The organism is Micromonospora sp. IBSANI012, from assembly GCF_052814045.1.
The window spans coordinates 3,316,392-3,336,349 of record NZ_CP199933.1; the positions used below are offsets into that span (position 1 = coordinate 3,316,392).

A 19,958-nucleotide genomic window follows, 5' to 3' on the forward strand; every position below is an offset into this window, starting at 1 on the left:
CCACGATCATGCCTCCCCCGAACCTACCGCCGCGCACGCTCGGGGACACAGCCCACGCGGCGGGTTATCGCGGCCGATGCGGGGTAGGCGGGGGCACGATTCTCCGCGGGACGGGAGTGCACATGAAGCTCACGCATGCGCCGTTGCGGCTCATCATCGGCGCGTTCTTCCTCAATTCGGGGCTCGGCAAGCGGACGCTGGAGGGCGAGGCCGCCGAACAGCTGCACGGCATGGCCGCCGGGGCGCTCCCCCAGCTGCGGCAGATCGACGCGGCCCGCTTCGCCCGGCTGCTGTCCGCCAGCGAGATCGCGCTGGGCGCCGCCCTGCTCACCCCGTTCGTGCCGTCCCTGCTGGGCGGGCTGGGGCTGACCGCGTTCGGGGCCGGGCTGGTGCAGCTCTACGTGCGTACGCCCGGCCTGCGCGAGCCGGGCAGCCTCCGACCCACCCAGGCGGGCATCGGCATCGCCAAGGACTCGTGGCTGGTCGGCGCCGGCCTCACCCTCGTCCTGGACTCGCTCACCCACCGCCGGTTGGTCCGCTGACCGCCGCGCGGTCAGCGGCCGGCCAGGCTCCCGACGGGTACGGCCTCGGCGGCCCGTTCGGCGGCGTGCCGGCGGCGGGCGGCATTGCGGTAGCGCAGAACCTGGACCGCGCCGAGCGCCCAGAGCAGGTACTGCACGGCGAAGGCCCAGCGGTAGGCGTCCAGCGTCGGGGTCGCCTGTCCGGCCGGGCCGGCCAGGTCCAGCACGACGCCGACCGCGAGGATCAGCACGATCGAGGCGACGAACCCGCCGACGTTGACGATGCCGGTGGCGCTGCCGATCCGGTGCACCGGGTTGAAGGTGCGCGCGTAGTCGAACCCGATCACCGAGCCGGGACCGTTCACCGCCAGGACCAGGACCAGGACCACCAGCAGCCAGTGCGGCGCGCGACCCGGCCAGGCCAGCACCACGGCCCAGACCGCGGCGGTGGCGGCGGTGATGGCGAAGACCACGACCGAGCGGCGGAACGGGTGCCGCGCGCACAGGTGCGCGACGACCGGGCCGCTGAGCAGCGTCGCCACGGTCATCAGGGTGAGCAGGCCGGCCGCGGCGGTGGGTGACAGGCCCTGCCCCTGCACCAGGAACGGGTAGCCCCAGAGCAGCGCGAAGACCGCCCCGGAGAACTGGGTGACGAAGTGGGTCCACAGGCCCAGCCGGGTGCCCGGCTGCGCCCAGGCGGCGGCGAGCTGCCGGCGTACGGTGGCGAGGTCGGGGGCGCGGGCGCCGGCGTGTTCCCGGTGCGGGGTGTCCCGGACGCCGGCGGCCACCATCAGCAGCACCGTCGCGCCGAGCGCGGCGGCGGTGAGGAAGGCCGGGGTCCAGCCGGCGTGGTGCAGCAGCGCCACCAGCGGCACCGCGCCGAGGATCGCCCCGAGCTGGCCGAGGGTGCCGGTGAGCTGCACCATCAGCGGGTTGCGCCGGCCGGGGAACCAGAACGCGACGATCCGCAGCACGCTGATGAAGGTCATCGCGTCACCGAGGCCGACCAGCACCCGGGCGGCCACGGCCAGGCGTACGTCGGTGGCGACGGCGAAGCAGAGCTGCCCGGCGACCATCAGCGCCCCGCCGAGGAGCAGCAGCCGGCGGGAGCCGTACCGGTCGAGCAGCACCCCGACCGGCACCTGCATGGCCGCGTACACGGCCAGCTGCGCCACCGAGAAGGTGGCCAGGGCGGCGGCGTTGATGTCGAACCGGTGCGCGGCGTCGACCCCGGTCACCCCGAGCGAGCTGCGGTGGAACACGGCCGCCACGTACGCGCAGAGCGCGACCGCCCAGACCAGCGCGGCGGACCGGCGCGGGATGGCCGGGGCGACGCTCACCGCAGGGACCGGAAGACGGTGGCGGCGCTGTCGATGTGCGCGCCGACGGCGTCGAGCCAGGCGTGCGGGTCGTCGCCGTCGAGGGCGGCGAGCTGGCCGGCGTGCTCGGTGAGCGCCACCCGGGCCCAGCCGGGCGAGAGCCGGAAGCTGGCCTCCCCCATCCGCAGCTGGCGGTCGCGCAGCCGGTGGTACAGCTCGGCGAGGATCTCGTTGCCGGCCGCCTCCACCACACTGGCGTGGAAGGCCCGGTCGGCCTCCATCAGCGCGCGCAGGTCACCGGCGGCGTGGGCCGCGCGCATCCGGTCGAGCCAGTCGGCGAGCACCGGGCGCAGGGCGTGCCGCTGCGGCCAGACCCGCTCGGCGGCGTGCAGCTCGACCAGCCGCCGGGCCTCGACGACGTCGGTGATCTCGCGGGCGGAGACCGGCCGGACCAGCGCGCCGCGCTTGGGGTAGAGCGCCACCAGGCCCTCGGCTTCGAGCCGGAGCAGCGCCTCGCGGACCGGGGTGCGGGAGACCCCGGCCGCCTCGGCGATCTCGCCCTCGCTGATCAGCGACCCGCCCGGATGGACCTGCTCCAGGATGGCCCGCTTGAGGTGACGGTAGGCCCGTTCCGCGGCCGACGGCGCGGCGGTGCGCGCCGGCGAGCTGGGATGCGTCATGTATCTATGATGCGTCCCAGCTCGGTGGGTCGGTGTGGCGGGAGGGCCGCGGGTGGGGCGCGCCACACCCGCCGGCGGCCGGGCCGGCCGGATCAGGCGGTGCCGCCGGCCGGGTCGAGCGCGATCAGGCCGTCGTCGCCGAGGCGGAACCGGGTCTGGTACGGCGCGCCGAGGCGATCGGCCAGCTCGGCGAGCCAGCGGGCCTCGTCGGGCGCTACCGATTCCAGCCGCATCCGGCGGACCCGCACCGGCACCAGGCGCAGCCCGGCCAGGCCGTCCGCGTCGAACGTGGGCAGGTACAGCGTCCGCAGTTCCGGGCGGAACGACTCCTGCCCGCCGATCCCCTCGTAGTCGTCGATCAGGTCACCGCAGCCGTACAGGATCAGCCCGCCCCGGTACGCCTCGATCGGCCGCGGGTGGTGCGAGGAGTGGCCGTGCACCAGGTGCACCCCGGCCGCCACCAGCCGGCGGGCGAAGCTCACCTGCTCCGCCGGCACCTGGTAACCCCAGTTCGATCCCCAGTGCACGGAGACCACCACCAGGTCGCCCGGCCCGGCCTCGCCGGTCACCCGCTCGGCGAGCGCGTCGGCGGACGCCTCGCTCGTCTCCGGCAGGTACGCCACCCCCGGTCGCCCTTCGGCCGCCGCCCACTGTGGCGGAACCCCGGCGGACGGGGCGCCCACCGACCAGAGCAGCAGCCGGCGGTCGCCCCCCAGGTCGATCCGGGCCGGCCGCCAGGCCTCCGCCGCGTCCCGGCCCGCGCCCGCCGGCGTGATGCCGACCCGGCGCAGCCCGTCGACGGTGTCGGTGAGCCCGTCCGGGCCGAAGTCGAGCACGTGGTTGTTGGCCAGTGCGCAGACGTCCAGCCGGGCGGCGCTGAGGCAGGCCAGGTTGTCCGGGTGCATCCGGTAGTGGATCTCCTTGCTGGCGGCGAACTCGCCCCGGCCGGTCACCGAGGTCTCCAGGTTGATGATCCGCACGTCCGGTCGCAGGTCGTCGAGCAGCCGCAACGCCTCCCCCCACGGCCAGTCCGGCGGGACCGGGCGCGGGATGGGACCGGATGCCCGCTCGGCCAGCTCCACGTACCCGCGGGCGTCGCCCATCATCGGCTCCCGCAGCTCGGGCAGTCCCGGTCGGGGCAGGATCTGATCCACGCCACGACCGGTCATCACGTCGCCGCTGAGAAACAGGGTCACCTGGTCGCCGGGCATGACGCCAGCTTCCCCGTACCGGCGGCGTCGTACCCCGACCATGGTGGGAATTGCACCCACGATTGCGTGAGTCACCCGGATCGGGGTACCAGGGCCGCCATGACGGCGGACGTGACAGTGGTGGTGGCCACCCGGAACCGGCGCGAGCAGCTGTTCGACGTGCTGCGCCGGCACTCCGGGCCGGTGATCGTGGTGGACGACAACTCCGACGACGGCACCCCGGAGGCGGTCGCGGCGGCCTTCCCCGAGGTACGGGTGGTGCCGCTCGGCACCAACCTGGGCGCCGGCGCCGCCCGCAACGCCGGGGTGGCGCTGGCCCGTACCCCGTTCGTGGCCTTCGCCGACGACGACTCCTACTGGGCGCTGGGGGCGCTGGACCGGGCGGCGGAGATCCTGCGGGCGCACCCGCGTGCCGGGCTGGTGACCGCCCAGGTGCGGGTGGGCACGCAGTGTCGGCTCGACCGGGTCTCCGCCGGGATGGCGCGGGCGCCGCTGGGCACCCCGGCGGGCGCGCCGGGCCCGGCGGTGCTGGGCTTCCTGGCCTGCGCGGTGGTGCTGCGCCGCGCCGCGTTCATCCAGGTCGGCGGGTTCGCCGCCCGGCTGGGGACGTACGGCGAGGAGGCGCTGCTGGCAATGGACCTGGCCACCGCCGGCTGGCACCTGGCGTACGTGGACGAGCTGGTCGTGCACCACCTGCCGCTGCCGGCCGGTCGGGACCGGCGGGCCCGGCACCGGCAGGAGGCGCGCAACCGGGTGCTGACCGCGGCGCTGCGCCGGCCGTCGCGGGTGGTCGCCGGGGTGGTCCGCGAAACCTGGCGGGACCCGGAGCGCCGGGCCGGCCTGCTCGACGCGGCGCGACAGCTCGGCTGGGTGCTGCGGGAGCGCCGGCGGTTGCCGGCCGCCGTCGAGGCGGACCTGGCGGTGCTGGAAGGCGCCGCCCCGCCGCGGGTGCCCGCCCAGGGCGCCCCGGTGGCGCGCGCGGTGCCGGCGCCGGCCGGCACGGAGGTCGGGTAGCCCCCGCTCGGGCCGGCGCCGGTCGCGGTCAGCCGGCCTCGGTCACCGCCTGCCGCTGCGGGGCGGCCTCGTCGGCGAGGTCGCCGGCCTCGGCCGCGGCCCAGAAGTCGACCAGCAGTCGGTGGAACTCCTCGGCCCGCTCGATCTGCGGCATGTGCCCGCAGTCGGCGAACAGGTGGGTCCGGGCCCGGGGCAGCCGGGCCCGCGCGGCGTCGAGGTGCCCGGCGGGGAGGATGAGGTCCCGGTCGCCCCAGACGATCAGGGTCGGCACGTCGAGCCGGGCAACCTCGGTCAGCAGCTCCTCGCGCCACTGCGGGCGGACGCCCCGGTAGGTGCCGAGGTCACGGCACGTCTCCAGCATCACCCGGGCGGCGTACGGCTGCCGGGCCACCTCCAGGGCGTACGCGATCCGCTCCTCGGTGGCGAACGACGCGTCGTGGAACAGGGCGCGCTCGGCGCGGCGGGCGAAGGACCGGTTGGGGCGCAGCAGCAGCCGGCCGAACGGGCGCAGGGCGAGCACCCGCAGGGCGGCGGTGACCTCCTGGCCGAACCCGGCGCTGTTGATCAGCACGAGGCTGGCCACCCGGGCCGGCTCGGTCACGGCGAAGCGCATCGCGACGGCCCCGCCGAGCGAGTTGCCGACCAGATGCGCCGGCTCGTCGACGCCGACCGCGTCGAGGTAGTGCCCGACGAAGCGGCCCAGCGCCGGCAGGGTGCACGGCTCGGCCATCGGCAGCGACCCGCCGTACCCGGGCAGGTCGACGCTGTGCACCCGGAAGCCGCGGGCGAGCAGTTCGTGCTGCTCGGTGAAGTCGCGCATGGTGCGCCCGATGCCGTGCAGCAGCACCACCGGCGGCCCGTCGCCGTCGATCCGGTGGCGCACCCGGCGCCCGTTCACCGTGACGTGCCGGGGGCGCGGGTCGGTCGTGGCGGTCATGCCCGCTCCCCCGTGGACAGCTCCGGCGTGGTCGCCGTGGGCGTTCGGCCGGCCTGGCGCGCCGGATCGGCGGCGCCCCGGTTGAGCCCGGCCGCCAGCACCCGGTGGTACGACGCGGGGGCGACCCGGGCCAGCAGGTCGGGCAGCTTCGCGGACCAGCCGATCAGCACCCGGCCGCGCCGTCGCTCGACGCCGCGCAGGATCACCTCGGCGGCCTTCGCCGGCGGGATGGAGAGCAGTTTCTCGAACTGCCGCAGCCCGGCCTCGTACTCCTCGGGCGCCACGCCGCTGCCGATCCGGGCGTTGCGGGCGATCCGGGTGGCGATGCCGCCGGGGTGCACCGAGGTCACCCCGATGCCGTCGTCGGCCAGCTCGTGGCGCAGCGCCTCGGTGAAGCCGCGCACGGCGAACTTGCTGGCCGAGTAGGCGGCCTGGCCGGCGGGGGCGATCAGTCCGAAGAGGCTGGAGACGTTGACCAGGTGCGCGCCGGGCTCGGCCTTGAGCGCCGGCAGCAGGGCGTGGGTCAGCCGCACCACCGCCCGGAAGTTGATGTCGACCACCCAGTTGAACTCGTCGAGGGTGACCTGGTCGAACCGTCCGCCGAGGGCGACCCCGGCGTTGTTGACCAGCAGCCGGATCCGAGCGTGTCGGGCCCGGATCTCCTCGGCGACCCGGTCGGTGGCGGCCGGGTCGGCCAGGTCGACCAGGTGCGTGTCGACCTGCCGCTCGGGGTGCGCGGCGCGGATCGCCGCCGCCACGGTGTCGAGCCGGTCGGCGTCCCGGTCGAGCAGCACCAGGTCGGTGCCGCGCCGGGCCAGCCCGTGGGCGAGCGCCTCACCGATCCCGCTGGCGGCGCCGGTGACCACGGCGGTTCCGGCGGGGAAGACGAACCTTCGCACGGCGTTCTCCTTCTGCGGTGCGGGTGGTGGAGCCCGGGTCAGACGACCGGGGCGTCGGCGGTACGGGCGCCGGCGGCGGCCGGCGTGGCGCGGGAGAACCGGATGCCCTCGTCGACGAGCCGCCCGCGCTTCATCAGCAGCACGTCGCGGGCGTAGTTCTGATGCAGCCGCCAGGGGGCTCGGGCACCCTGCTTCGGCAGCGCGTCGACGCTGCGCAGCACGTACCCGGACTTCAGGTCGATCAGCGGGACCAGCGCGCCGGAGCCCGGCGCGACCGGGGTGACGACCTGCTGGCCGGTGGCGTCGAGGTGGCGCAGCAGCCGGCAGACGTAGGTGGCGACCAGGTCGGCCTTCAGGGTCCAGGAGGCATTGGTGTAGCCGATCGTCATCGCGAAGTTCGGCACGCCGGAGAGCATCATCCCCTTGTACGCGACGGTCTTCGCGAGGTCGACGTCGACGCCGTCCACGGCGAGGGTCATCCCGCCGAGGGCGAGCAGGTTGAGCCCGGTGGCGGTGACGACGATGTCGGCGGGCAGCTCCTCGCCGGAGCCGAGCCGGACGCCGCGCTCGGTGAAGGTGTCGACGGTGTCGGTGACCACGGACGCCCGGCCGGCCCGCACCGCGTCGAACAGGTCACCGTCGGGAACCACGCAGAGCCGCTGGTCCCAGGGGTCGTAGCGGGGCGAGAAGTGCCGGTCGACGTCGTAACCGGCCGGCAGGCGACCCTTGGCGGCCCGCAGCAGCAACGATTTGACCAGCTTGGGAGCGCGCCGGCTGAGCTGGAAGTTGACCGTGCCGAGCAGCACGTTCTTCCAGCGCACCACCGGATACGCGGCCTTCGCCGGCAGCCAGCGCCGCAGCGCGTCGGCGACCACGTCGCGCGACGGCAGCGAGATGACGTACGTGGGTGAGCGCTGGAGCATGGTGACATGGTCGGCGCGTTCGGCCATCGCGGGGACCAGGGTCACCGCCGTGGCGCCGCTGCCGATCACCACCACCCGCTTGCCGGTGTGGTCGAGATCCTCGGGCCAGTGCTGCGGGTGCACCAGCTCCCCGGTGAACCGCTCGGCCCCGGGGAACTCTGGCGTGTAGCCGGCGTCGTAGCGGTAGTAGCCGGAGCAGGCGAAGAGGAACGCGCAGGTGAGGACGACGTCCTCGCCGGTGTCGTCGCGGTGCGCGTGGACGGTCCACCGGGCGCTCGCGCTGTCCCACTCGGCGCGCAGGACCCGGTGGTCGAAACGGATGTGCTCCTCGACGCCGTACTCGCGGGCGGTCTCGCGCACATAGCGGCGGATGGCGTCGCCGTCGGCGATGGCCTTCGGGTCGGTCCACGGCTTGAAGGAGTAGCCGAGGGTGAACATGTCCGAATCGGAGCGGATGCCCGGGTAGCGGAACAGGTCCCAGGTGCCGCCGATCGCGTCGCGGGCCTCGAGCACCGCGTACGTCTTGTCCGGACAGTTGCGCCGCAGATGGCAGGCCGCGCCGACGCCGGACAGGCCGGCTCCGACGATGAGCACGTCGACGTGGTCGGAGGCCATGGCAACTCCCTGGCTGAGGCGGTGGACGGACACTATCCACCACCGTCGACGCCCGTCAACACTCTGTCGAGAGTAATCGACACCCTGTCGAGCGCGTGTAACATCGGCGTTCATGACGACCGTCCGTACCTCCACCGGCGCCGCAGCCGGGCGCGGACGGCGGGCCGGACGGTCCGCGGGCGACGACCGCGAGCAGGCCATCCTGGCCACCGCCGAGCGGCTGCTGGAGCAGCGCGCGTTCGGCGAGATCTCCATCGACGACCTGGCCCGGGGCGCGGGCATCTCCCGGCCGACCTTCTACTTCTACTTCCCCTCCAAGGACGCGGTGCTGCTGACCCTGCTGGACCGGGTCACCGAGGAGGCCGACGCCGCCGCCGGTGACGTGCTGGTCCACCTCGCCGAGAACCCCCGGGCCCGGTGGCGGGAACTGATCAGCCGGTTCCACGCCACCTTCGGCGGCCACCGGGCCGTGGTGCTGGCCTGCGCCGAGGTGCGCGGCACCAACGCCGAGGTGCGCCGGCTCTGGGCCCGGGTGCTGGAGCGCTGGGTGCAGGCGGTGGAGGCCGCCATCGAGGCGGAACGCCGCCGCGGCGCCGCGCCACCGGGCCTGCCCGCGCGGGACCTGGCGATCGCGCTGAACTCGATGAACGAGCGGGTCTGGTACGCGACCTTCGCCGGCGACGGGCCGGCCGTGGCCGAGCGGGACGTGGTGGACGTCCTGCTCGACGTCTGGCTGACCGGCATCTACCGCACCACCGATCCGAGCTGAGGGCGTGGCGGCCGCGCTGCCACGCCCTCGACCGCTCAACCGGCCCGGCTGAACTCCATGACCCAGTTGGTCTCCCAGTTCGCGCCGTCGTCGGTGGAGAACGCCTGCTCCCACCGACAGGAGATGGCGGTGATGCCGGACCAGACGAACCGGCACCGGATCGGGCGGCCCTCGTCGTTGTCGTCGGCGTAGAAGGTGCCCACCCCGTGGGTGAACCCGCCGACGACCGGAGGCAGTTCCAGCAGGCCGCGCCGGCTGTGCATCCAGTAGATCGACCACTGCGCCGAGACGGGGTCGAAGATCCGCACGGTGGCGCCGGAGAAGCCCCTGGTCGGGCAGGTCATCTCGTCGAAGCTGCCCGACCCGTCGAAGAACCGGTGGGCGAGCATGGTGGCCGGGAACTCGTCCCAGTCGTCGCTGCCGACGTGCCGCCGGGTCAGCCGACGGTTGGCGACGTCCCACCGGCCAACCAGGAAGTCGAAGTCGCCGCTCACCGGCCCACCGGTCCGTCCACCCGATTGTCGGCGAGGTAGCCGGCCAGGTCCGGGGCGTCCGGGGTCAGGACGTGGCGGACCCAGGCGGCCCGCTCGTGCTCCAGCACGCCGAGTTCCCAGACGCAGCCCACCCCGGGCCGATCCAGCGGCACGAAGTGCGCCGGGTCGTCGTCCGGGCAGCTCAGCGCCGGCTGCCCGGCCACCGCGATCCGACACTCCACCACGTTGTCCCAGAACCAGGTGTACGCCAGCAGGTAGGCGCCGGTGTCGGCGCCTCGGTGCAGCACCACCCACCCGGCCGGTGGGGTGCTGCCGTCGGGCGGCGGCAGCAGGCGGGGCAGAAGGGCGTACGCGGCGCGCTCCACCTCCGGCGTGAGGCGCGGCTCCGGCTGGTCGATGTGATAGCGCTTGAGCTGCCGCCCGGCAACCGTGACCGGTCCGGGCGCCCGCAGCTCCTTGTCTCGGAAAGCCATGCCGGGACGGTAGACCCGGTCCACTGACAGCTACTGTCAGCGGAATGCGCGCCAGTCGCCTGCTCTCGGTCCTGCTCCTGCTCCAGACGCACGGCCGGATGACCGCTGCGGCACTCGCCGAACGGTTGGCGGTCTCCACCCGCACCATCTACCGGGACGTCGAGTCGCTGCACGCCGCCGGCATTCCGCTCTACGGCGAGGCCGGGCACGCCGGCGGTTACCAGCTGCTCGACGGCTACCGCACCCGGCTGACCGGGCTGACCACCGAGGAGGCCGAGCGGCTGTTCCTCGCCGGCCTGCCCGGCCCGGCCGCCGAACTCGGCTACGGCGCCGTGGTCGCCGCGCTGCAACTGAAGTTGGACGCCGCGCTGCCGGCGGCGCTGCGGGACCGGGCCGAGGCGCTCCGCCAGCGGTTCCACCTGGACACGCCGAGCTGGTACTCCGACGGCGACGCCTCGCCGTACCTGGCGTCCACGGCTGATGCGGTGTGGCGGCAGCACCGGTTGCGGGTGCGCTACCGCAGCTGGCGTGGCGAGCGGACGACCGTGCTGGCGCCGTACGGGTTGGTCCTGAAGGGCGGCCGCTGGTACGTGGTCGCCGACGGGGGAAACGGCCCGGCCAGCTACCGGGTCAACCAGATCCTCGACCTGACCGCCCTGCCGGAGACCTTCGAGCGGCCGGCCGACTTCGACCTGCCGACCTGGTGGCAGGCCCACGTCATGGACTTCCGGGCCCGCCTGCACCGGGACGAGGCGTTGATCCGGCTCTCCCCCGCCGGGCGAGAGCGGCTCCGCGAGATCGGCAGTGCGGTGGTGGTCGCGGCGGCCGAGGCGGGCGCGGGCGCCCCCGACGCCGACGGTTGGGTGACCACCGTGGTCCCGATCGAGTCGCTGACCCACGCCCACGGCGACCTGCTGCGGCTCGGCGCCCAGGTGGAGGTGATCGCCCCGGCCGAGCTGCGGGAGCTGCTGGCGCAAACGGCGGCCGGGCTCGCCGCCCTCTACCGGACCACGCCCGCCCCGTCATCGAGGCCCCGCTCCCCGGACGCCGTCACCTCGGCGCCGGGACAGCGACGACGTCCCTGAGGTCACGCGGAACCCTGACGGCCGCAGAGCACCGCGCCGATCGTTGCGACGCCCTCGTCGATCTCGCTCGCGGTGTTCGCAGCGTAGCCGCCGGGCGTCAGGTCGATGCGGGCGGGAGCGGCCCGCAGCGCCTCGAAGATCTCGGTGCCGACGGCGGCCCCGAACAGCGCTTCGGGTGGTGGCACTGCCGCCCTGGTCGGTGCCGCAGGCGGGGTGGCCGGGGTGGCGACCACCACCGTGCCGGCCCGCCCTCGCCCGGCGACCTGCCCCTCCTCGGCCAGCCGCTGGTACGCCTCGGTGACCACGCCCCGGGACACGCCGAGCTCGTCGGCGAGCACCCGGCTGGCCGGCGGTCGCCCGCCCAGTGGGAGGCGGCCGTCGGCGATGGCGGCGCGCAGCCGCCCGGCCAGCCGTGCTCATCGTGGCCGAGGCGCTGCACGATTCGGCCGGTCGGGACGTGCCGGCGCTGCTGGACACCCTGACCGCGGAGCTGGCCGCCGGCTGGCAGGTCGGCACGCGGGGCGCAATGCTGACGACCGCCGCGCCGGCCGTCGACGTACCCGGCTGAGGTCGCCCGTCGTTTGGCAGGGACCGCCGCCGCCCCACGGGCGACATCGGTCAGCGGAGCACTGCGGGGAGCGGGCCTCGGCCCGGACCGGGACGGCGCGTCATCCGACGGCAGAGCCGAGCGCTGTCCCGCCGATTGCGGCGTGTCGCGGTATCCGGCCCTCGCGACACCGCGACACGCCGCAACCCGCGCAGAGCCGGGACAGCGACACCGCGACACACCGCAACTCGGGCAGGCCGGATGGGGACCCCGCAGCGCGGTGGAGGCGCACCGACGCCGGGGGCCGGCCGGGACGGCGCGAAGACCGCACGGCCGGCCGCGGTCGGGTCAGGCCGTCTCGCCGGGCGCGAGGTAGCGGTAGCCGTCGCCGAGCGTCTCGGCGAACCAGCCGTTCACGCTGGCCAGGCCCCGCTCGTTGAGCTGCGCGTCGTGAATCGGGTGGGTACGCGCCGCGCCGACCGCACGGGCGAACCCGATCGCCTCGGTCAGTTTCAGCCAGGACGCCTGAGCCGGCACCAGCAGCGTCCGCATCGGCTGCCCGGGCAGGTGCAGGGAGTCACCCGGGTGGTAGACCTCGTCGTCCACGACGTACCCGAGGTTGGCGCAGTCGGGCTGGCCGTCGTGGATGGTGGCGTGCCGGCCACCCACCGCGGTGACCGCGAAGCCGGCGGCGGTGAACCGCTGCCCGGCCCGTACCCGCTGGACCGGCAGCGTGGGCAGGGCGGGCAACTCGGCGCCCTCGGGCGCGAAGACCGGTACGCCGAGGCCGGCCAGCCGCAGCACGTCGATGTGGTCGGCGTGTTCGTGGGTGACCAGGACGGCGTCCGCGCCCACGAGAGCGGCCGGCTCGCTCCAGGTGCCGGGGTCGACAACGAGCACGCGACCGTCGCGTTCCAGGCGCACGCAGGCGTGGGTGTACTTCGTGATCCGCATCGGACGGACGCTACCGCAGCCCTGCTCGACGTCGCTGTCCGTGCCCCCAGCGGCACAGATTGATGTATTGACATCAAAAGGCAACCCGTCAGTAACATCCGTCACATCGGAGTAACCGAGACCCCCGTCGATCGACGTCCGACCACCAGTTGGGCGTCGGTCCGCGCACACCCCCCTCCCCGCGCGGGCACCCGAGAAAGACAGACGACCATGAGGACGTACATCAGCAGGTGGCTGTTCGCGGTGGCCGTGGCGGTCGCCGCCGTCGCCGTCGCACCCGCCCCCGCACAGGCCGCCGCGTACACCGCGTCGAGCAACCCGATCCTGTTCGTGCACGGCTGGAACAGCAGTGCCAGCACCTGGAACACGATGATCAGCCGGTTCCAGGCCGACGGCTGGCCGTCGAGCCGGCTGCGCGCCTTCTCCTACAACACCAGCCAGTCCAACGCCACCACCGCGCAGCAGGTCGGCCAGGAGGTCGACAAGCTGCTCGCCAGCACCGGCGCGACGAAGGTGGACATCGTCACGCACTCGATGGGCGGGCTCTCCTCCCGCTACTACCTGAAGAACCTCGGCGGTGGCGCCAAGGTCGACCGGTGGGTGTCCCTCGGCGGCCCGAACCACGGCACCAGCTCCGCCAACGCCTGCTTCAGCACCGCCTGCACGGAGATGCGGGTCGGCTCGACCTTCCTGGCCAACCTCAACTCGGTCGACGAGACCCCCGGCGTCCCGACGTACGGCACCTGGCGGTCGAACTGCGACGGCGTGATCAACCCCGTGGACAGCACGGTGCTCTCCGGGGCGAGCAACACGCTGGCGGGCTGCGTGGCACACACCAGCCTGCAGAGCAACGCCACCATCTACGGCCAGGTGCGCGACTTCGTCAACCCGTGACGGCGGTGGGGCCGGCGGTGGCGCGGACTCACTCCGCAGGCCGGCGGCCCCTCGGGGGTCAGCCTCGGGTCGGGCCGCCGTCGTCGTCGTCCATGATCTCGTGGAACTCGGCCGGCGTGATCTCCCCCTCGCGCAGCCGCCGGGCGTTGGCGGCGAACTTCCCGATCGCCGCGCCCCGGGCGGACTCCGGCGTCGCCGGAGCTTGGTCGGGCTCGCCGTGCAGGCGGCGCAGCGCGTCGGCCAGTCGGGCGTCGGCGGCCGGCCCGGTGCCCCAGTCGCGGGCCAGCTCGACGGTGCGGCCGAGGGTGTCGGCACCGGGTCGTTCGGCGGCGAGAACGGCCCGCATCATGCGGTGGAACGTGACGGCCAGGGCGTCCGCGTCATCGGCGATCATGGGAGCAACGTAGCGTCCCGGTGCGACAGTTCCGGCCGCCGGGGAGCCGTGGCGGGGGCATGATCGGGGCATGGACCGAGGGCACCGCGCCGTCCCGCACACCGCCGACGTGCGGATCGAGGCGTGGGCGCCGGACCGGGAGGGCTGCCTGGCCGAGGCGGTCGCCGCGCTGGTGCAGACCTTCGTCGACACCACCGGCGCCCACCCGGACGGCGAGACGACGGTCGAGCTGCCGGCTGGCCGGGACGAGGACCTGCTGGTGGGGATCCTCGACGAGGTGATCTTCCGGTTGGAGACCGAGGGCACGGTGCCGCTGGCCACCGAGGCGCAGCCGAGCGCCGACGGCCTGCGGGTGTGCTGGCACACCGTCGGCACCGACGCGGTGGAGCTGGTCGGCGCGGTGCCGAAGGCGGTCTCGCTGCACGAGCTGCGGTTCGCCGGCACCGACTCCGGCTGGCGCTGCGCGGTGACCGTGGACGTCTGACCGGCTCAGCCCTTCACCACGCCGAGCGGCACCAGCCGGGCCACCTTCCGGCACAGGCCGGCCCCCTCGGCCGCCGCCACCACGGCGGTGACGTCCTTGTATGCGGCCGGCATCTCCTCGGCCAGCCCGCGCCGGCTGGCGCCCCGCACCGCGATGTCCTGCGCCTCCAGCTCCCGGCGCGGGTCGTGCCCGCGGACCGACTTGGTGGCCTGCTTGCGGCTCTGCACCCGGCCAGCGCCGTGGCAGGTGGACGCCCAAGCCGGCGAGCCGGCCACGCCGGTGAGCACGTACGAGCCGGTGCCCATCGAGCCGGGGATGAGGACCGGCTGCCCGGCCGGGCGCAGGTCGTCGGGCAGCTCGGGGTGTCCCGGCGGGAGAGCCCGGGTGGCGCCCTTGCGGTGCACGCAGAGCGGGCGGGACGCCCCGTCCACCTCGTGCGTCTCGATCTTGGCGAGGTTGTGCGAGATGTCGTACACCAGGTCGAGGTCGCAGCCGGTGACCCGGGCGAAGACCTGCCGGGCGGCGTGGGCGAGCAGTTGCCGGTTGGCCCGGGCGTAGTTGGCCGCGGCGGCCATCGCCCCGAGGTAGGCCCGACCCTCGTGGGACGAGACCGGCGCGCAGGCCAGCTGCCGGTCGGGCACGTGAATGCCGTGCCCGGGCATCACCTTCTCCATCTCCCGGACGTAGTCCGTGCAGATCTGGTGGCCCAGCCCGCGCGAGCCGCAGTGGATCATGACGCAGACCTGGCCGGCTCGCAGCCCGAAGGTTCCCGCCACGGCCTCGTCGTAGACCTCCTCCACCGCCTGCACCTCGAGGAAGTGGTTGCCGGAGCCGAGGCTGCCCACCTGGCGGGCACCGCGCTCCACGGCCCGCTCGCTCACCTGGGCCGGGTTCGCGTCGCCCACCGCGCCGTAGTCCTCGCAGCGGTCCAGGTCCCGCTGGACGCCGAAGCCGCGCTCGACGGCGTACCGGGAGCCGCCGCAGAGCACGGCGTCGAGCGCGGCCCGGTCGGTCAGGTGCCACACGGCGCCCTTGCCCATGCCGCGCGGGGTGGATTCGCTCAGGCCGTCCATGACGGCGTCCAGCCGCGGGCGCAGCGCGGCCCGGTCCAGGTCGGCGGTGAGCAGCCGCACCCCGCAGGAGATGTCGAAGCCGACCCCGCCGGGCGAGACCACTCCCCCGTCCTCGACGGCGGTGGCGGCGACCCCGCCGATCGGGAAGCCGTAGCCCCAGTGCACGTCCGGCATGGCGTAGGAGGCGCCGACGATGCCGGGCAGGGTGGCCACGTTCGCCACCTGCTCCAGCGACTTGTCCGCCCCGGCGTCCGGGAGCAGAGCCCGGGACGCGAAGACCACGCCCGGCACCCGCATCGGGTCATGCCGGTCGATGCGGAACCGGTACGGCGACTCCTCGACCAGGTCCATGACCCGCCGCCTACCCGGCGCGCGGCGCGGCACACCTGCCGGGATTGGGCCGACCCCGGCGGGGTAGTGCGCGAGCATGCCGCAGCGATACGAGAACTACCCGAAGGTCGCCATCGTCACCGGCGCGGACTCCGGCATCGGCAAGGCCTGCGCCGTCGCCCTCGCCGAGGCCGGCTTCGACATCGGCATCACCTGGCACCGCGACCGCGCGGGCGCGCAGCGCACCGCCGGAGAGGTCGGCGCCCTGGGCCGCCGCTGCGAGGTAGCCGAGCTGGACCTGACCAGGCTGCCGGAGGCCGCCGCCGTCGTCGACGAGCTGGCCGACCTGCTCGACGGTATCGGCGTGCTGGTGAACAACGCCGGCACCGGGGCGTCCGTCCCGTTCGTCGACACCGGCTGGGAGCAGTGGCGCGAGGTGCTCGCGGTGGACCTGGACGGCCCGTTCCTCTGCTCGCAGCGGGCGGCCCGACGGATGCGCGCCGCCGGGCGGGGCGGCCGGATCGTCAACATCACCAGCGTGCACGAGCACGCGCCCCGGGTCGGGTCGGCCGCGTACTGCGCGGCGAAGGGCGGGCTGGGCCTGCTCACCCGCGTCATGGCGCAGGAGCTGGCCGCCGACGGGATCACCGTCAACGCGGTGGCGCCCGGCGAGATCTCCACCCCAATGACCGGCCAGGAGGACGTCGACCCGTTCACCGAGGACCGTCCGGGCGTACCGGTGGGCCGGCCCGGCGACGCGCGGGAGGTCGCCGCGGTGGTGGCGCTGCTCGCCTCGCCCGCCGCGGCGTACGTGACCGGGGCGTCCTGGCCGGTGGACGGCGGCATGCTGCTGATGGGCCCGCAGGCCGGCTCGCACCTGCACTCGGACGACTGGCGCTCGGTCTGAAATCACCCCTGCGACCGGGGCGGGCGACGACATGCGCCCGGCGCGGGCGGGGTGGTCGGCAACACCGCGGCAACTCATGGGTCGGGCCGGAGACCATGTCGCGGCGGACGGGCGCCCTCCCGGCGCACACCGGCGCAGGTTGTCACACCTGACGCCCTCCGGAGGGCGCGTGGTGTAACAAATCGTGACGCTTCGCGTTCACACCGTCCACCTAGGGTTCTCGACGGCCCGGCCACACGACGGACGGGCCGTCCACCGGCCCCGAGACCCGGGGTCCCGCAACCGGAAGGACGTCACGATGCCCTTCGCCCGACGCGCCGCCGCCACGGCGGCCGCCCTCGCCGTCGCCGTACTGACCGCGCAGGCGGCCCTGCTCCCCCAGGCCGCCCAGGCCGCACCCCGATCCGGCCCGGAGACCCCGTCGGTGCTGCTGCTCGACATCGACCGGCCGGGCACCGCCGAGGACCGCTCGGCCGTGCTGGTCTGCGGACCGACCGGCGGCACCCACCCCGACGCGGTCGCCGCCTGCCGCACCCTGGCCCGCGTCGACGGCGACCTGTCCGCCCTGTCGGCGGACCCGGGGCCCTGCACCTTCGAGTACGCGCCGGTCACGGTCCACGCCTGGGGGTTCTGGCAGGACCGGCCGGTGACCTGGTCGAAGTCGTACGAGAACCGGTGCCTGCTGCTGCGCGGCACCGGCGCCTTGTTCGCCTTCTGACCGGATCGGCGCGGCGCCCGTCCCTGGGGAACGGGCGTCGCGCCTCCCGGTCACGGCACGCGCGAGATGGACCGGCGGCTGATGAAGGCGACCTGAGCGGCGAAGGCGGCCAGCGCGACCACCACCCCGACGCCGACGGCCACCGCCGACCCGGCGCCGAGCAGCCCGACGAGCAGCGTCACGCCGAGCCCGACCAGCAGGGCGTTGACCGCCCCGACCATGGCCGCCGTGGTGAGCATCAGCTGGAACCACCCGGGCCGGGCGCCAACCTCCCGCCAGGCGGCGCGGGCGATGTCCTCGTCCGACACCGCGTCGGCGAAGAAGTCGTGGCCGGTGGAGACGTTGTGGTGGTAGTAGGCCCGGATCCGCTGGATCCGTTGCAGGTCCAGCGAGTTCTCCACCATGTTCTGCACCAGCCGGGCGAACGTCAGCAGCCCGGTCACCACCAGCGTCGGCAGCACCGCCCCGAGGTACGGCGTGACGAGCCGCTCGCTGCTGGAGACGAAGCCGAGACCGATCAGCGACGCCGACAGCAGCGACAGGAACACCGTCGCCCGCCCCACCGACTCGGTGACGGTGGCGCCGCGGGAGGTCTGGAGCACGAAGTGCTCGGTGGTCAACGCGGTGAGCAGTGCCTGCTCCCGCTCGCCCTCGTCCATGCTCCGACCCCCGGCCGTCCTGGATAGGCCCACCATACGAAAGCGGGCAGCCCGGCTGACGTCGAATCCGCAGACCCTCCCCCGGGCGGCCCGGGCACCCCGCTGGCGGACAATGGGTACGCCGGCCCGGCGACGCGGGCGGCAGACCAACCAACCAGTGGGAGACCGGTCAGCGTGTCCGAAACACCCCGAGGCGGCACCGAGCTGCGGGCCGACTGCGCCCGCTGCGTCGGGTTGTGCTGCGTGGCCCCGGCCTTCGCCGCCTCGGCGGACTTCGCGCTGGACAAGCCCGCCGGCCAGCCCTGCCCGAACCTGGGCGCCGACTCGCGCTGCGGCATCCACCCCCAGCTGCGCGAGCGGGGCTTCCCCGGCTGCACCGTGTTCGACTGCTTCGGCGCCGGCCAGCACGTCACCCAGGTCACCTTCGGCGGGCGGGACTGGCGGGACGACCGGGCGACGGCGTCGGCCATGTTCGCCACGTTCGCCGTGGTGCGCCCGCTGCACGAGCTGCTCTGGTATCTCACCGAGGCGTTGGCGCTGAGCCCGGCGGGGGCGCTGCGCGACGAGCTGCGGGCTGCCGTGGACGAGACCCGAGAGCTCACCGCCGGCGGCGCCGACGCGCTGCGCGACGTGGACGTGGACGCGTACCGGGGGCGGATGAACCCGCTGCTGGTGCGGGCCAGCGAGCTGGCCCGGGCCGGCCACGACGGCGTCGACCGGCGGGGCGCGACGCTGCTCGGCGTCGACCTGCGCGGAGCGGACCTGGTGGGGGCGAACCTGCGCGGCGCCTGCCTGATCGGCGTGGACCTGCGGGGTGTGCGGCTGCGGCTGGCCGACCTCACGGGCGCGGACCTGCGCGGCGCCGACCTGCGCGGCGCGGACCTGTCCGGCGCGTTGTTCCTGCACCAGTCGCAGCTCGACGCGGCCCGCGGTGACCGGCGCACCGTGCTGCCGCCCGCGCTGCGCCACCCGGCGCACTGGTCGGGGCTGGGCATCACCCCGGTCGGCCGTCCCCGCCCGGGCGGGGCCCGCGCCGCGGCCCGCCCGACCGGCCGGCGCAAGCGCGATCCCCGCCGCTGACCGGCGTGTTTGCCGGCCGGCCAGACGGGCAGGTAGGTCGGTATGACGGATGAACAGCGTTCCGACCGGGCCGCCTCCGACGAACCGGACGGCACTCCCGCGTACGAGGCGTCCCTGCGTCCGCCGGGCGACTCGCTGCGCAGCACGGACGACACCGGCGACGACTTCGCGGACCTGCCCGCCGAGGAGCACCTCTCGGCTCGGGACACCAGCCGCGCCGGCTACGACGTGGATGCGGTATCCGGCACGGCCGACCCCTCGCAGGAGGAGGCGGTCAATCCCCCCACCGAGCGGTGACGGCGCCCCGACCCGGGTCGGGCCCGGCCGGCGGCGTCCGGCCGGGCCCGACGACGTAGCGGGACGGCGCGAGACGCCCGCGCGGATCATCGAGCTCTTCCTGGCCGATCTGACCGCCGCGCAGGTACGCGGCTACGCCCGCGACGCGCTCGGCGTCGACGACGCCCTGGTCAGCGCCCTGCGCGAGCGCCTGCTGGAGCGCTGAGCGGCGCCGCTGTCCGCGCCTCGGTCATCCCCTTGTTGGCCAGCCCGTCCGCCCGCTCGTTCTCCGGGTGGCCGTTGTGCCCCTTGACCCACAGCCAGGTCACCTCGTGCCGGGCGCAGGCCGCCTCCAGCCGCTGCCACAGGTCGGCGTTCTTGACCGGCTGCTTCGCCGCCGTCAGCCACCCGTTGCGCTTCCAGGAGGCCAGCCAACTGGTGATGCCGTTGCGCACGTACGTGCTGTCGGTGTGCACATGGACGGTGACCGGCCGGGTCAGGCTCTCCAGCGCCTCGATGGCGGCGGTCAGCTCCATCCGGTTGTTGGTGGTGGGGGTGGCCTCGCCACCGCAGATCTCCCGCTCATGGCTGCCGTAGCGCAGCACCGCTCCCCAGCCGCCCGGGCCGGGGTTGCCGCTGCAGGCCCCGTCGGTCCAGATCTCCACGACCCTGCCAGTCGCCGCGTCCACCATGGCCCAGAAC

Annotated in this window: 25 protein-coding genes; 11 read left to right on the forward strand and 14 right to left on the reverse strand. The window is 74.6% G+C overall.

The features are described 5' to 3' along the window. Positions 1-122: 122 nt before the first annotated feature. On the forward strand, positions 123-542 hold the full coding sequence (locus ACTWM8_RS15320; RefSeq protein ID WP_446214424.1) for a hypothetical protein: 420 nt from the start codon (positions 123-125) through the stop codon (positions 540-542). 11 nt (positions 543-553) lie between these two features. Here the strand turns inward: ACTWM8_RS15320 and ACTWM8_RS15325 are convergent, their stop codons facing one another. The 3 genes from ACTWM8_RS15325 to ACTWM8_RS15335 form a co-directional block, all read right to left on the reverse strand. Then, entirely contained in the window at positions 554-1,861 is a 1,308-nt protein-coding gene (locus ACTWM8_RS15325) for an MFS transporter (RefSeq protein ID WP_446214425.1), read from the reverse strand. Beyond that, entirely contained in the window at positions 1,858-2,520 is a 663-nt protein-coding gene (locus ACTWM8_RS15330) for a GntR family transcriptional regulator (RefSeq protein ID WP_446214426.1), read from the reverse strand. Before ACTWM8_RS15330 ends, ACTWM8_RS15325 begins: the two co-directional genes overlap by 4 nt. A 92-nt stretch (positions 2,521-2,612) precedes the next feature. Next, the gene (locus ACTWM8_RS15335) at positions 2,613-3,731 is read right to left on the reverse strand and encodes a CapA family protein (RefSeq protein WP_446214427.1); all 1,119 of its coding nucleotides are present in this window, start codon (positions 3,729-3,731) and stop codon (positions 2,613-2,615) included. A 99-nt stretch (positions 3,732-3,830) separates the two neighbouring features. On the opposite strand from ACTWM8_RS15335, the gene ACTWM8_RS15340 reads away from it, so the two are divergent. Then, entirely contained in the window at positions 3,831-4,745 is a 915-nt protein-coding gene (locus ACTWM8_RS15340; RefSeq protein WP_446214428.1) for a glycosyltransferase family 2 protein, read from the forward strand. 28 nt (positions 4,746-4,773) lie between these two features. On the opposite strand, the gene ACTWM8_RS15345 is transcribed toward ACTWM8_RS15340, so the two are convergent. From ACTWM8_RS15345 to ACTWM8_RS15355, 3 genes are read right to left on the reverse strand one after another with little or no spacing between them, the layout of a single operon-like run. Then, entirely contained in the window at positions 4,774-5,682 is a 909-nt protein-coding gene (locus ACTWM8_RS15345) for an alpha/beta fold hydrolase (protein ID WP_446214429.1), read from the reverse strand. After that, entirely contained in the window at positions 5,679-6,581 is a 903-nt protein-coding gene (locus ACTWM8_RS15350; protein ID WP_446214430.1) for an SDR family NAD(P)-dependent oxidoreductase, read from the reverse strand. The genes ACTWM8_RS15345 and ACTWM8_RS15350 overlap by 4 nt, the downstream gene beginning before the upstream one ends. Positions 6,582-6,619: 38 nt before the next feature. Next, a complete protein-coding gene (locus ACTWM8_RS15355) occupies positions 6,620-8,119 on the reverse strand; it encodes a flavin-containing monooxygenase (protein WP_446214431.1) in 1,500 nt (499 codons plus the stop codon). Between the two features lie 112 nt (positions 8,120-8,231). On the opposite strand from ACTWM8_RS15355, the gene ACTWM8_RS15360 reads away from it, so the two are divergent. Continuing rightward, positions 8,232-8,888 carry a TetR/AcrR family transcriptional regulator gene (locus tag ACTWM8_RS15360; RefSeq protein ID WP_446209605.1) on the forward strand — a complete coding sequence of 219 codons (657 nt, stop codon included), beginning with the start codon at positions 8,232-8,234 and terminating at the stop codon, positions 8,886-8,888. Between the two features lie 35 nt (positions 8,889-8,923). Here ACTWM8_RS15360 and ACTWM8_RS15365 read toward each other — a convergent pair whose 3' ends face one another. Beyond that, positions 8,924-9,382, reverse strand: coding sequence for a hypothetical protein (locus ACTWM8_RS15365; protein WP_446209606.1), 459 nt, complete (start codon positions 9,380-9,382; stop codon positions 8,924-8,926). After that, a complete protein-coding gene (locus ACTWM8_RS15370; RefSeq protein WP_446209607.1) occupies positions 9,379-9,855 on the reverse strand; it encodes a hypothetical protein in 477 nt (158 codons plus the stop codon). The genes ACTWM8_RS15365 and ACTWM8_RS15370 overlap by 4 nt, the downstream gene beginning before the upstream one ends. 44 nt (positions 9,856-9,899) lie before the next feature. Between ACTWM8_RS15370 and ACTWM8_RS15375 the strand changes: the two genes are divergently transcribed. Then, complete coding sequence (locus ACTWM8_RS15375; protein ID WP_446209608.1) at positions 9,900-10,940, forward strand: helix-turn-helix transcriptional regulator; 1,041 nt, start codon at positions 9,900-9,902, stop codon at positions 10,938-10,940. A gap of 2 nt (positions 10,941-10,942) precedes the next feature. On the opposite strand, the gene ACTWM8_RS15380 is transcribed toward ACTWM8_RS15375, so the two are convergent. Beyond that, positions 10,943-11,350, reverse strand: coding sequence for a GntR family transcriptional regulator (locus tag ACTWM8_RS15380; RefSeq protein WP_446214564.1), 408 nt, complete (start codon positions 11,348-11,350; stop codon positions 10,943-10,945). 2 nt (positions 11,351-11,352) lie between these two features. Between ACTWM8_RS15380 and ACTWM8_RS15385 the strand changes: the two genes are divergently transcribed. Beyond that, positions 11,353-11,508, forward strand: a complete 156-nt coding sequence (locus tag ACTWM8_RS15385) for a hypothetical protein (protein WP_446209609.1) — start codon at positions 11,353-11,355, stop codon at positions 11,506-11,508. A 327-nt stretch (positions 11,509-11,835) separates the two neighbouring features. Here the strand turns inward: ACTWM8_RS15385 and ACTWM8_RS15390 are convergent, their stop codons facing one another. Next, positions 11,836-12,441 carry an MBL fold metallo-hydrolase gene (locus ACTWM8_RS15390; RefSeq protein WP_446209610.1) on the reverse strand — a complete coding sequence of 202 codons (606 nt, stop codon included), beginning with the start codon at positions 12,439-12,441 and terminating at the stop codon, positions 11,836-11,838. A 210-nt stretch (positions 12,442-12,651) separates the two neighbouring features. On the opposite strand from ACTWM8_RS15390, the gene ACTWM8_RS15395 reads away from it, so the two are divergent. Next, positions 12,652-13,335, forward strand: coding sequence for an esterase/lipase family protein (locus ACTWM8_RS15395; RefSeq protein ID WP_446209611.1), 684 nt, complete (start codon positions 12,652-12,654; stop codon positions 13,333-13,335). A 58-nt stretch (positions 13,336-13,393) separates the two neighbouring features. On the opposite strand, the gene ACTWM8_RS15400 is transcribed toward ACTWM8_RS15395, so the two are convergent. Continuing rightward, a complete protein-coding gene (locus ACTWM8_RS15400; protein WP_446209612.1) occupies positions 13,394-13,729 on the reverse strand; it encodes a hypothetical protein in 336 nt (111 codons plus the stop codon). Between the two features lie 70 nt (positions 13,730-13,799). Between ACTWM8_RS15400 and ACTWM8_RS15405 the strand changes: the two genes are divergently transcribed. Then, entirely contained in the window at positions 13,800-14,213 is a 414-nt protein-coding gene (locus ACTWM8_RS15405) for an archease (RefSeq protein WP_446209613.1), read from the forward strand. A 5-nt stretch (positions 14,214-14,218) separates the two neighbouring features. On the opposite strand, the gene ACTWM8_RS15410 is transcribed toward ACTWM8_RS15405, so the two are convergent. Then, positions 14,219-15,637, reverse strand: a complete 1,419-nt coding sequence (locus tag ACTWM8_RS15410; RefSeq protein ID WP_446209614.1) for an RtcB family protein — start codon at positions 15,635-15,637, stop codon at positions 14,219-14,221. Between the two features lie 76 nt (positions 15,638-15,713). On the opposite strand from ACTWM8_RS15410, the gene ACTWM8_RS15415 reads away from it, so the two are divergent. Together ACTWM8_RS15415 and ACTWM8_RS15420 are read left to right on the forward strand one after the other, a co-directional pair. Then, positions 15,714-16,523, forward strand: coding sequence for an SDR family oxidoreductase (locus ACTWM8_RS15415; RefSeq protein WP_446209615.1), 810 nt, complete (start codon positions 15,714-15,716; stop codon positions 16,521-16,523). Positions 16,524-16,821: 298 nt separating this feature from the next. Then, on the forward strand, positions 16,822-17,241 hold the full coding sequence (locus tag ACTWM8_RS15420) for an SSI family serine proteinase inhibitor (RefSeq protein ID WP_446209616.1): 420 nt from the start codon (positions 16,822-16,824) through the stop codon (positions 17,239-17,241). Positions 17,242-17,291: 50 nt separating this feature from the next. Here ACTWM8_RS15420 and ACTWM8_RS15425 read toward each other — a convergent pair whose 3' ends face one another. After that, positions 17,292-17,900 carry a hypothetical protein gene (locus ACTWM8_RS15425; RefSeq protein ID WP_446209617.1) on the reverse strand — a complete coding sequence of 203 codons (609 nt, stop codon included), beginning with the start codon at positions 17,898-17,900 and terminating at the stop codon, positions 17,292-17,294. A gap of 174 nt (positions 17,901-18,074) precedes the next feature. On the opposite strand from ACTWM8_RS15425, the gene ACTWM8_RS15430 reads away from it, so the two are divergent. Further along, complete coding sequence (locus tag ACTWM8_RS15430) at positions 18,075-18,980, forward strand: pentapeptide repeat-containing protein (protein WP_446209618.1); 906 nt, start codon at positions 18,075-18,077, stop codon at positions 18,978-18,980. A gap of 42 nt (positions 18,981-19,022) precedes the next feature. Then, on the forward strand, positions 19,023-19,277 hold the full coding sequence (locus ACTWM8_RS15435; protein WP_446209619.1) for a hypothetical protein: 255 nt from the start codon (positions 19,023-19,025) through the stop codon (positions 19,275-19,277). A 170-nt stretch (positions 19,278-19,447) separates the two neighbouring features. On the opposite strand, the gene rnhA is transcribed toward ACTWM8_RS15435, so the two are convergent. Then, the gene (gene rnhA, locus ACTWM8_RS15440) at positions 19,448-19,948 is read right to left on the reverse strand and encodes a ribonuclease HI (protein WP_446209620.1); all 501 of its coding nucleotides are present in this window, start codon (positions 19,946-19,948) and stop codon (positions 19,448-19,450) included. Between the last annotated feature and the right edge of the window lie 10 nt (positions 19,949-19,958).

Excerpts from the sequence above, each read along its gene's own strand:
- ACTWM8_RS15355 (WP_446214431.1), bottom strand. The coding sequence starts at position 8,119 with ATGGCCTCCGACCACGTCGACGTGCTCATCGTCGGAGCCGGCCTGTCC.
- ACTWM8_RS15435 (WP_446209619.1), top strand. The coding sequence starts at position 19,023 with ATGACGGATGAACAGCGTTCCGACCGGGCCGCCTCCGACGAACCGGAC.
- ACTWM8_RS15390 (WP_446209610.1), bottom strand. The coding sequence starts at position 12,441 with ATGCGGATCACGAAGTACACCCACGCCTGCGTGCGCCTGGAACGCGAC.
- ACTWM8_RS15370 (WP_446209607.1), bottom strand. The coding sequence starts at position 9,855 with ATGGCTTTCCGAGACAAGGAGCTGCGGGCGCCCGGACCGGTCACGGTT.
- ACTWM8_RS15400 (WP_446209612.1), bottom strand. The coding sequence starts at position 13,729 with ATGATCGCCGATGACGCGGACGCCCTGGCCGTCACGTTCCACCGCATG.
- ACTWM8_RS15415 (WP_446209615.1), top strand. The coding sequence starts at position 15,714 with ATGCCGCAGCGATACGAGAACTACCCGAAGGTCGCCATCGTCACCGGC.
- ACTWM8_RS15340 (WP_446214428.1), top strand. The coding sequence starts at position 3,831 with ATGACGGCGGACGTGACAGTGGTGGTGGCCACCCGGAACCGGCGCGAG.
- ACTWM8_RS15425 (WP_446209617.1), bottom strand. The coding sequence starts at position 17,900 with ATGGACGAGGGCGAGCGGGAGCAGGCACTGCTCACCGCGTTGACCACC.
- ACTWM8_RS15335 (WP_446214427.1), bottom strand. The coding sequence starts at position 3,731 with ATGCCCGGCGACCAGGTGACCCTGTTTCTCAGCGGCGACGTGATGACC.
- rnhA (WP_446209620.1), bottom strand. The coding sequence starts at position 19,948 with ATGGTGGACGCGGCGACTGGCAGGGTCGTGGAGATCTGGACCGACGGG.
- ACTWM8_RS15330 (WP_446214426.1), bottom strand. The coding sequence starts at position 2,520 with ATGACGCATCCCAGCTCGCCGGCGCGCACCGCCGCGCCGTCGGCCGCG.
- ACTWM8_RS15420 (WP_446209616.1), top strand. The coding sequence starts at position 16,822 with ATGCCCTTCGCCCGACGCGCCGCCGCCACGGCGGCCGCCCTCGCCGTC.
- ACTWM8_RS15345 (WP_446214429.1), bottom strand. The coding sequence starts at position 5,682 with ATGACCGCCACGACCGACCCGCGCCCCCGGCACGTCACGGTGAACGGG.
- ACTWM8_RS15405 (WP_446209613.1), top strand. The coding sequence starts at position 13,800 with ATGGACCGAGGGCACCGCGCCGTCCCGCACACCGCCGACGTGCGGATC.
- ACTWM8_RS15395 (WP_446209611.1), top strand. The coding sequence starts at position 12,652 with ATGAGGACGTACATCAGCAGGTGGCTGTTCGCGGTGGCCGTGGCGGTC.
- ACTWM8_RS15375 (WP_446209608.1), top strand. The coding sequence starts at position 9,900 with ATGCGCGCCAGTCGCCTGCTCTCGGTCCTGCTCCTGCTCCAGACGCAC.
- ACTWM8_RS15320 (WP_446214424.1), top strand. The coding sequence starts at position 123 with ATGAAGCTCACGCATGCGCCGTTGCGGCTCATCATCGGCGCGTTCTTC.
- ACTWM8_RS15410 (WP_446209614.1), bottom strand. The coding sequence starts at position 15,637 with ATGGACCTGGTCGAGGAGTCGCCGTACCGGTTCCGCATCGACCGGCAT.
- ACTWM8_RS15360 (WP_446209605.1), top strand. The coding sequence starts at position 8,232 with ATGACGACCGTCCGTACCTCCACCGGCGCCGCAGCCGGGCGCGGACGG.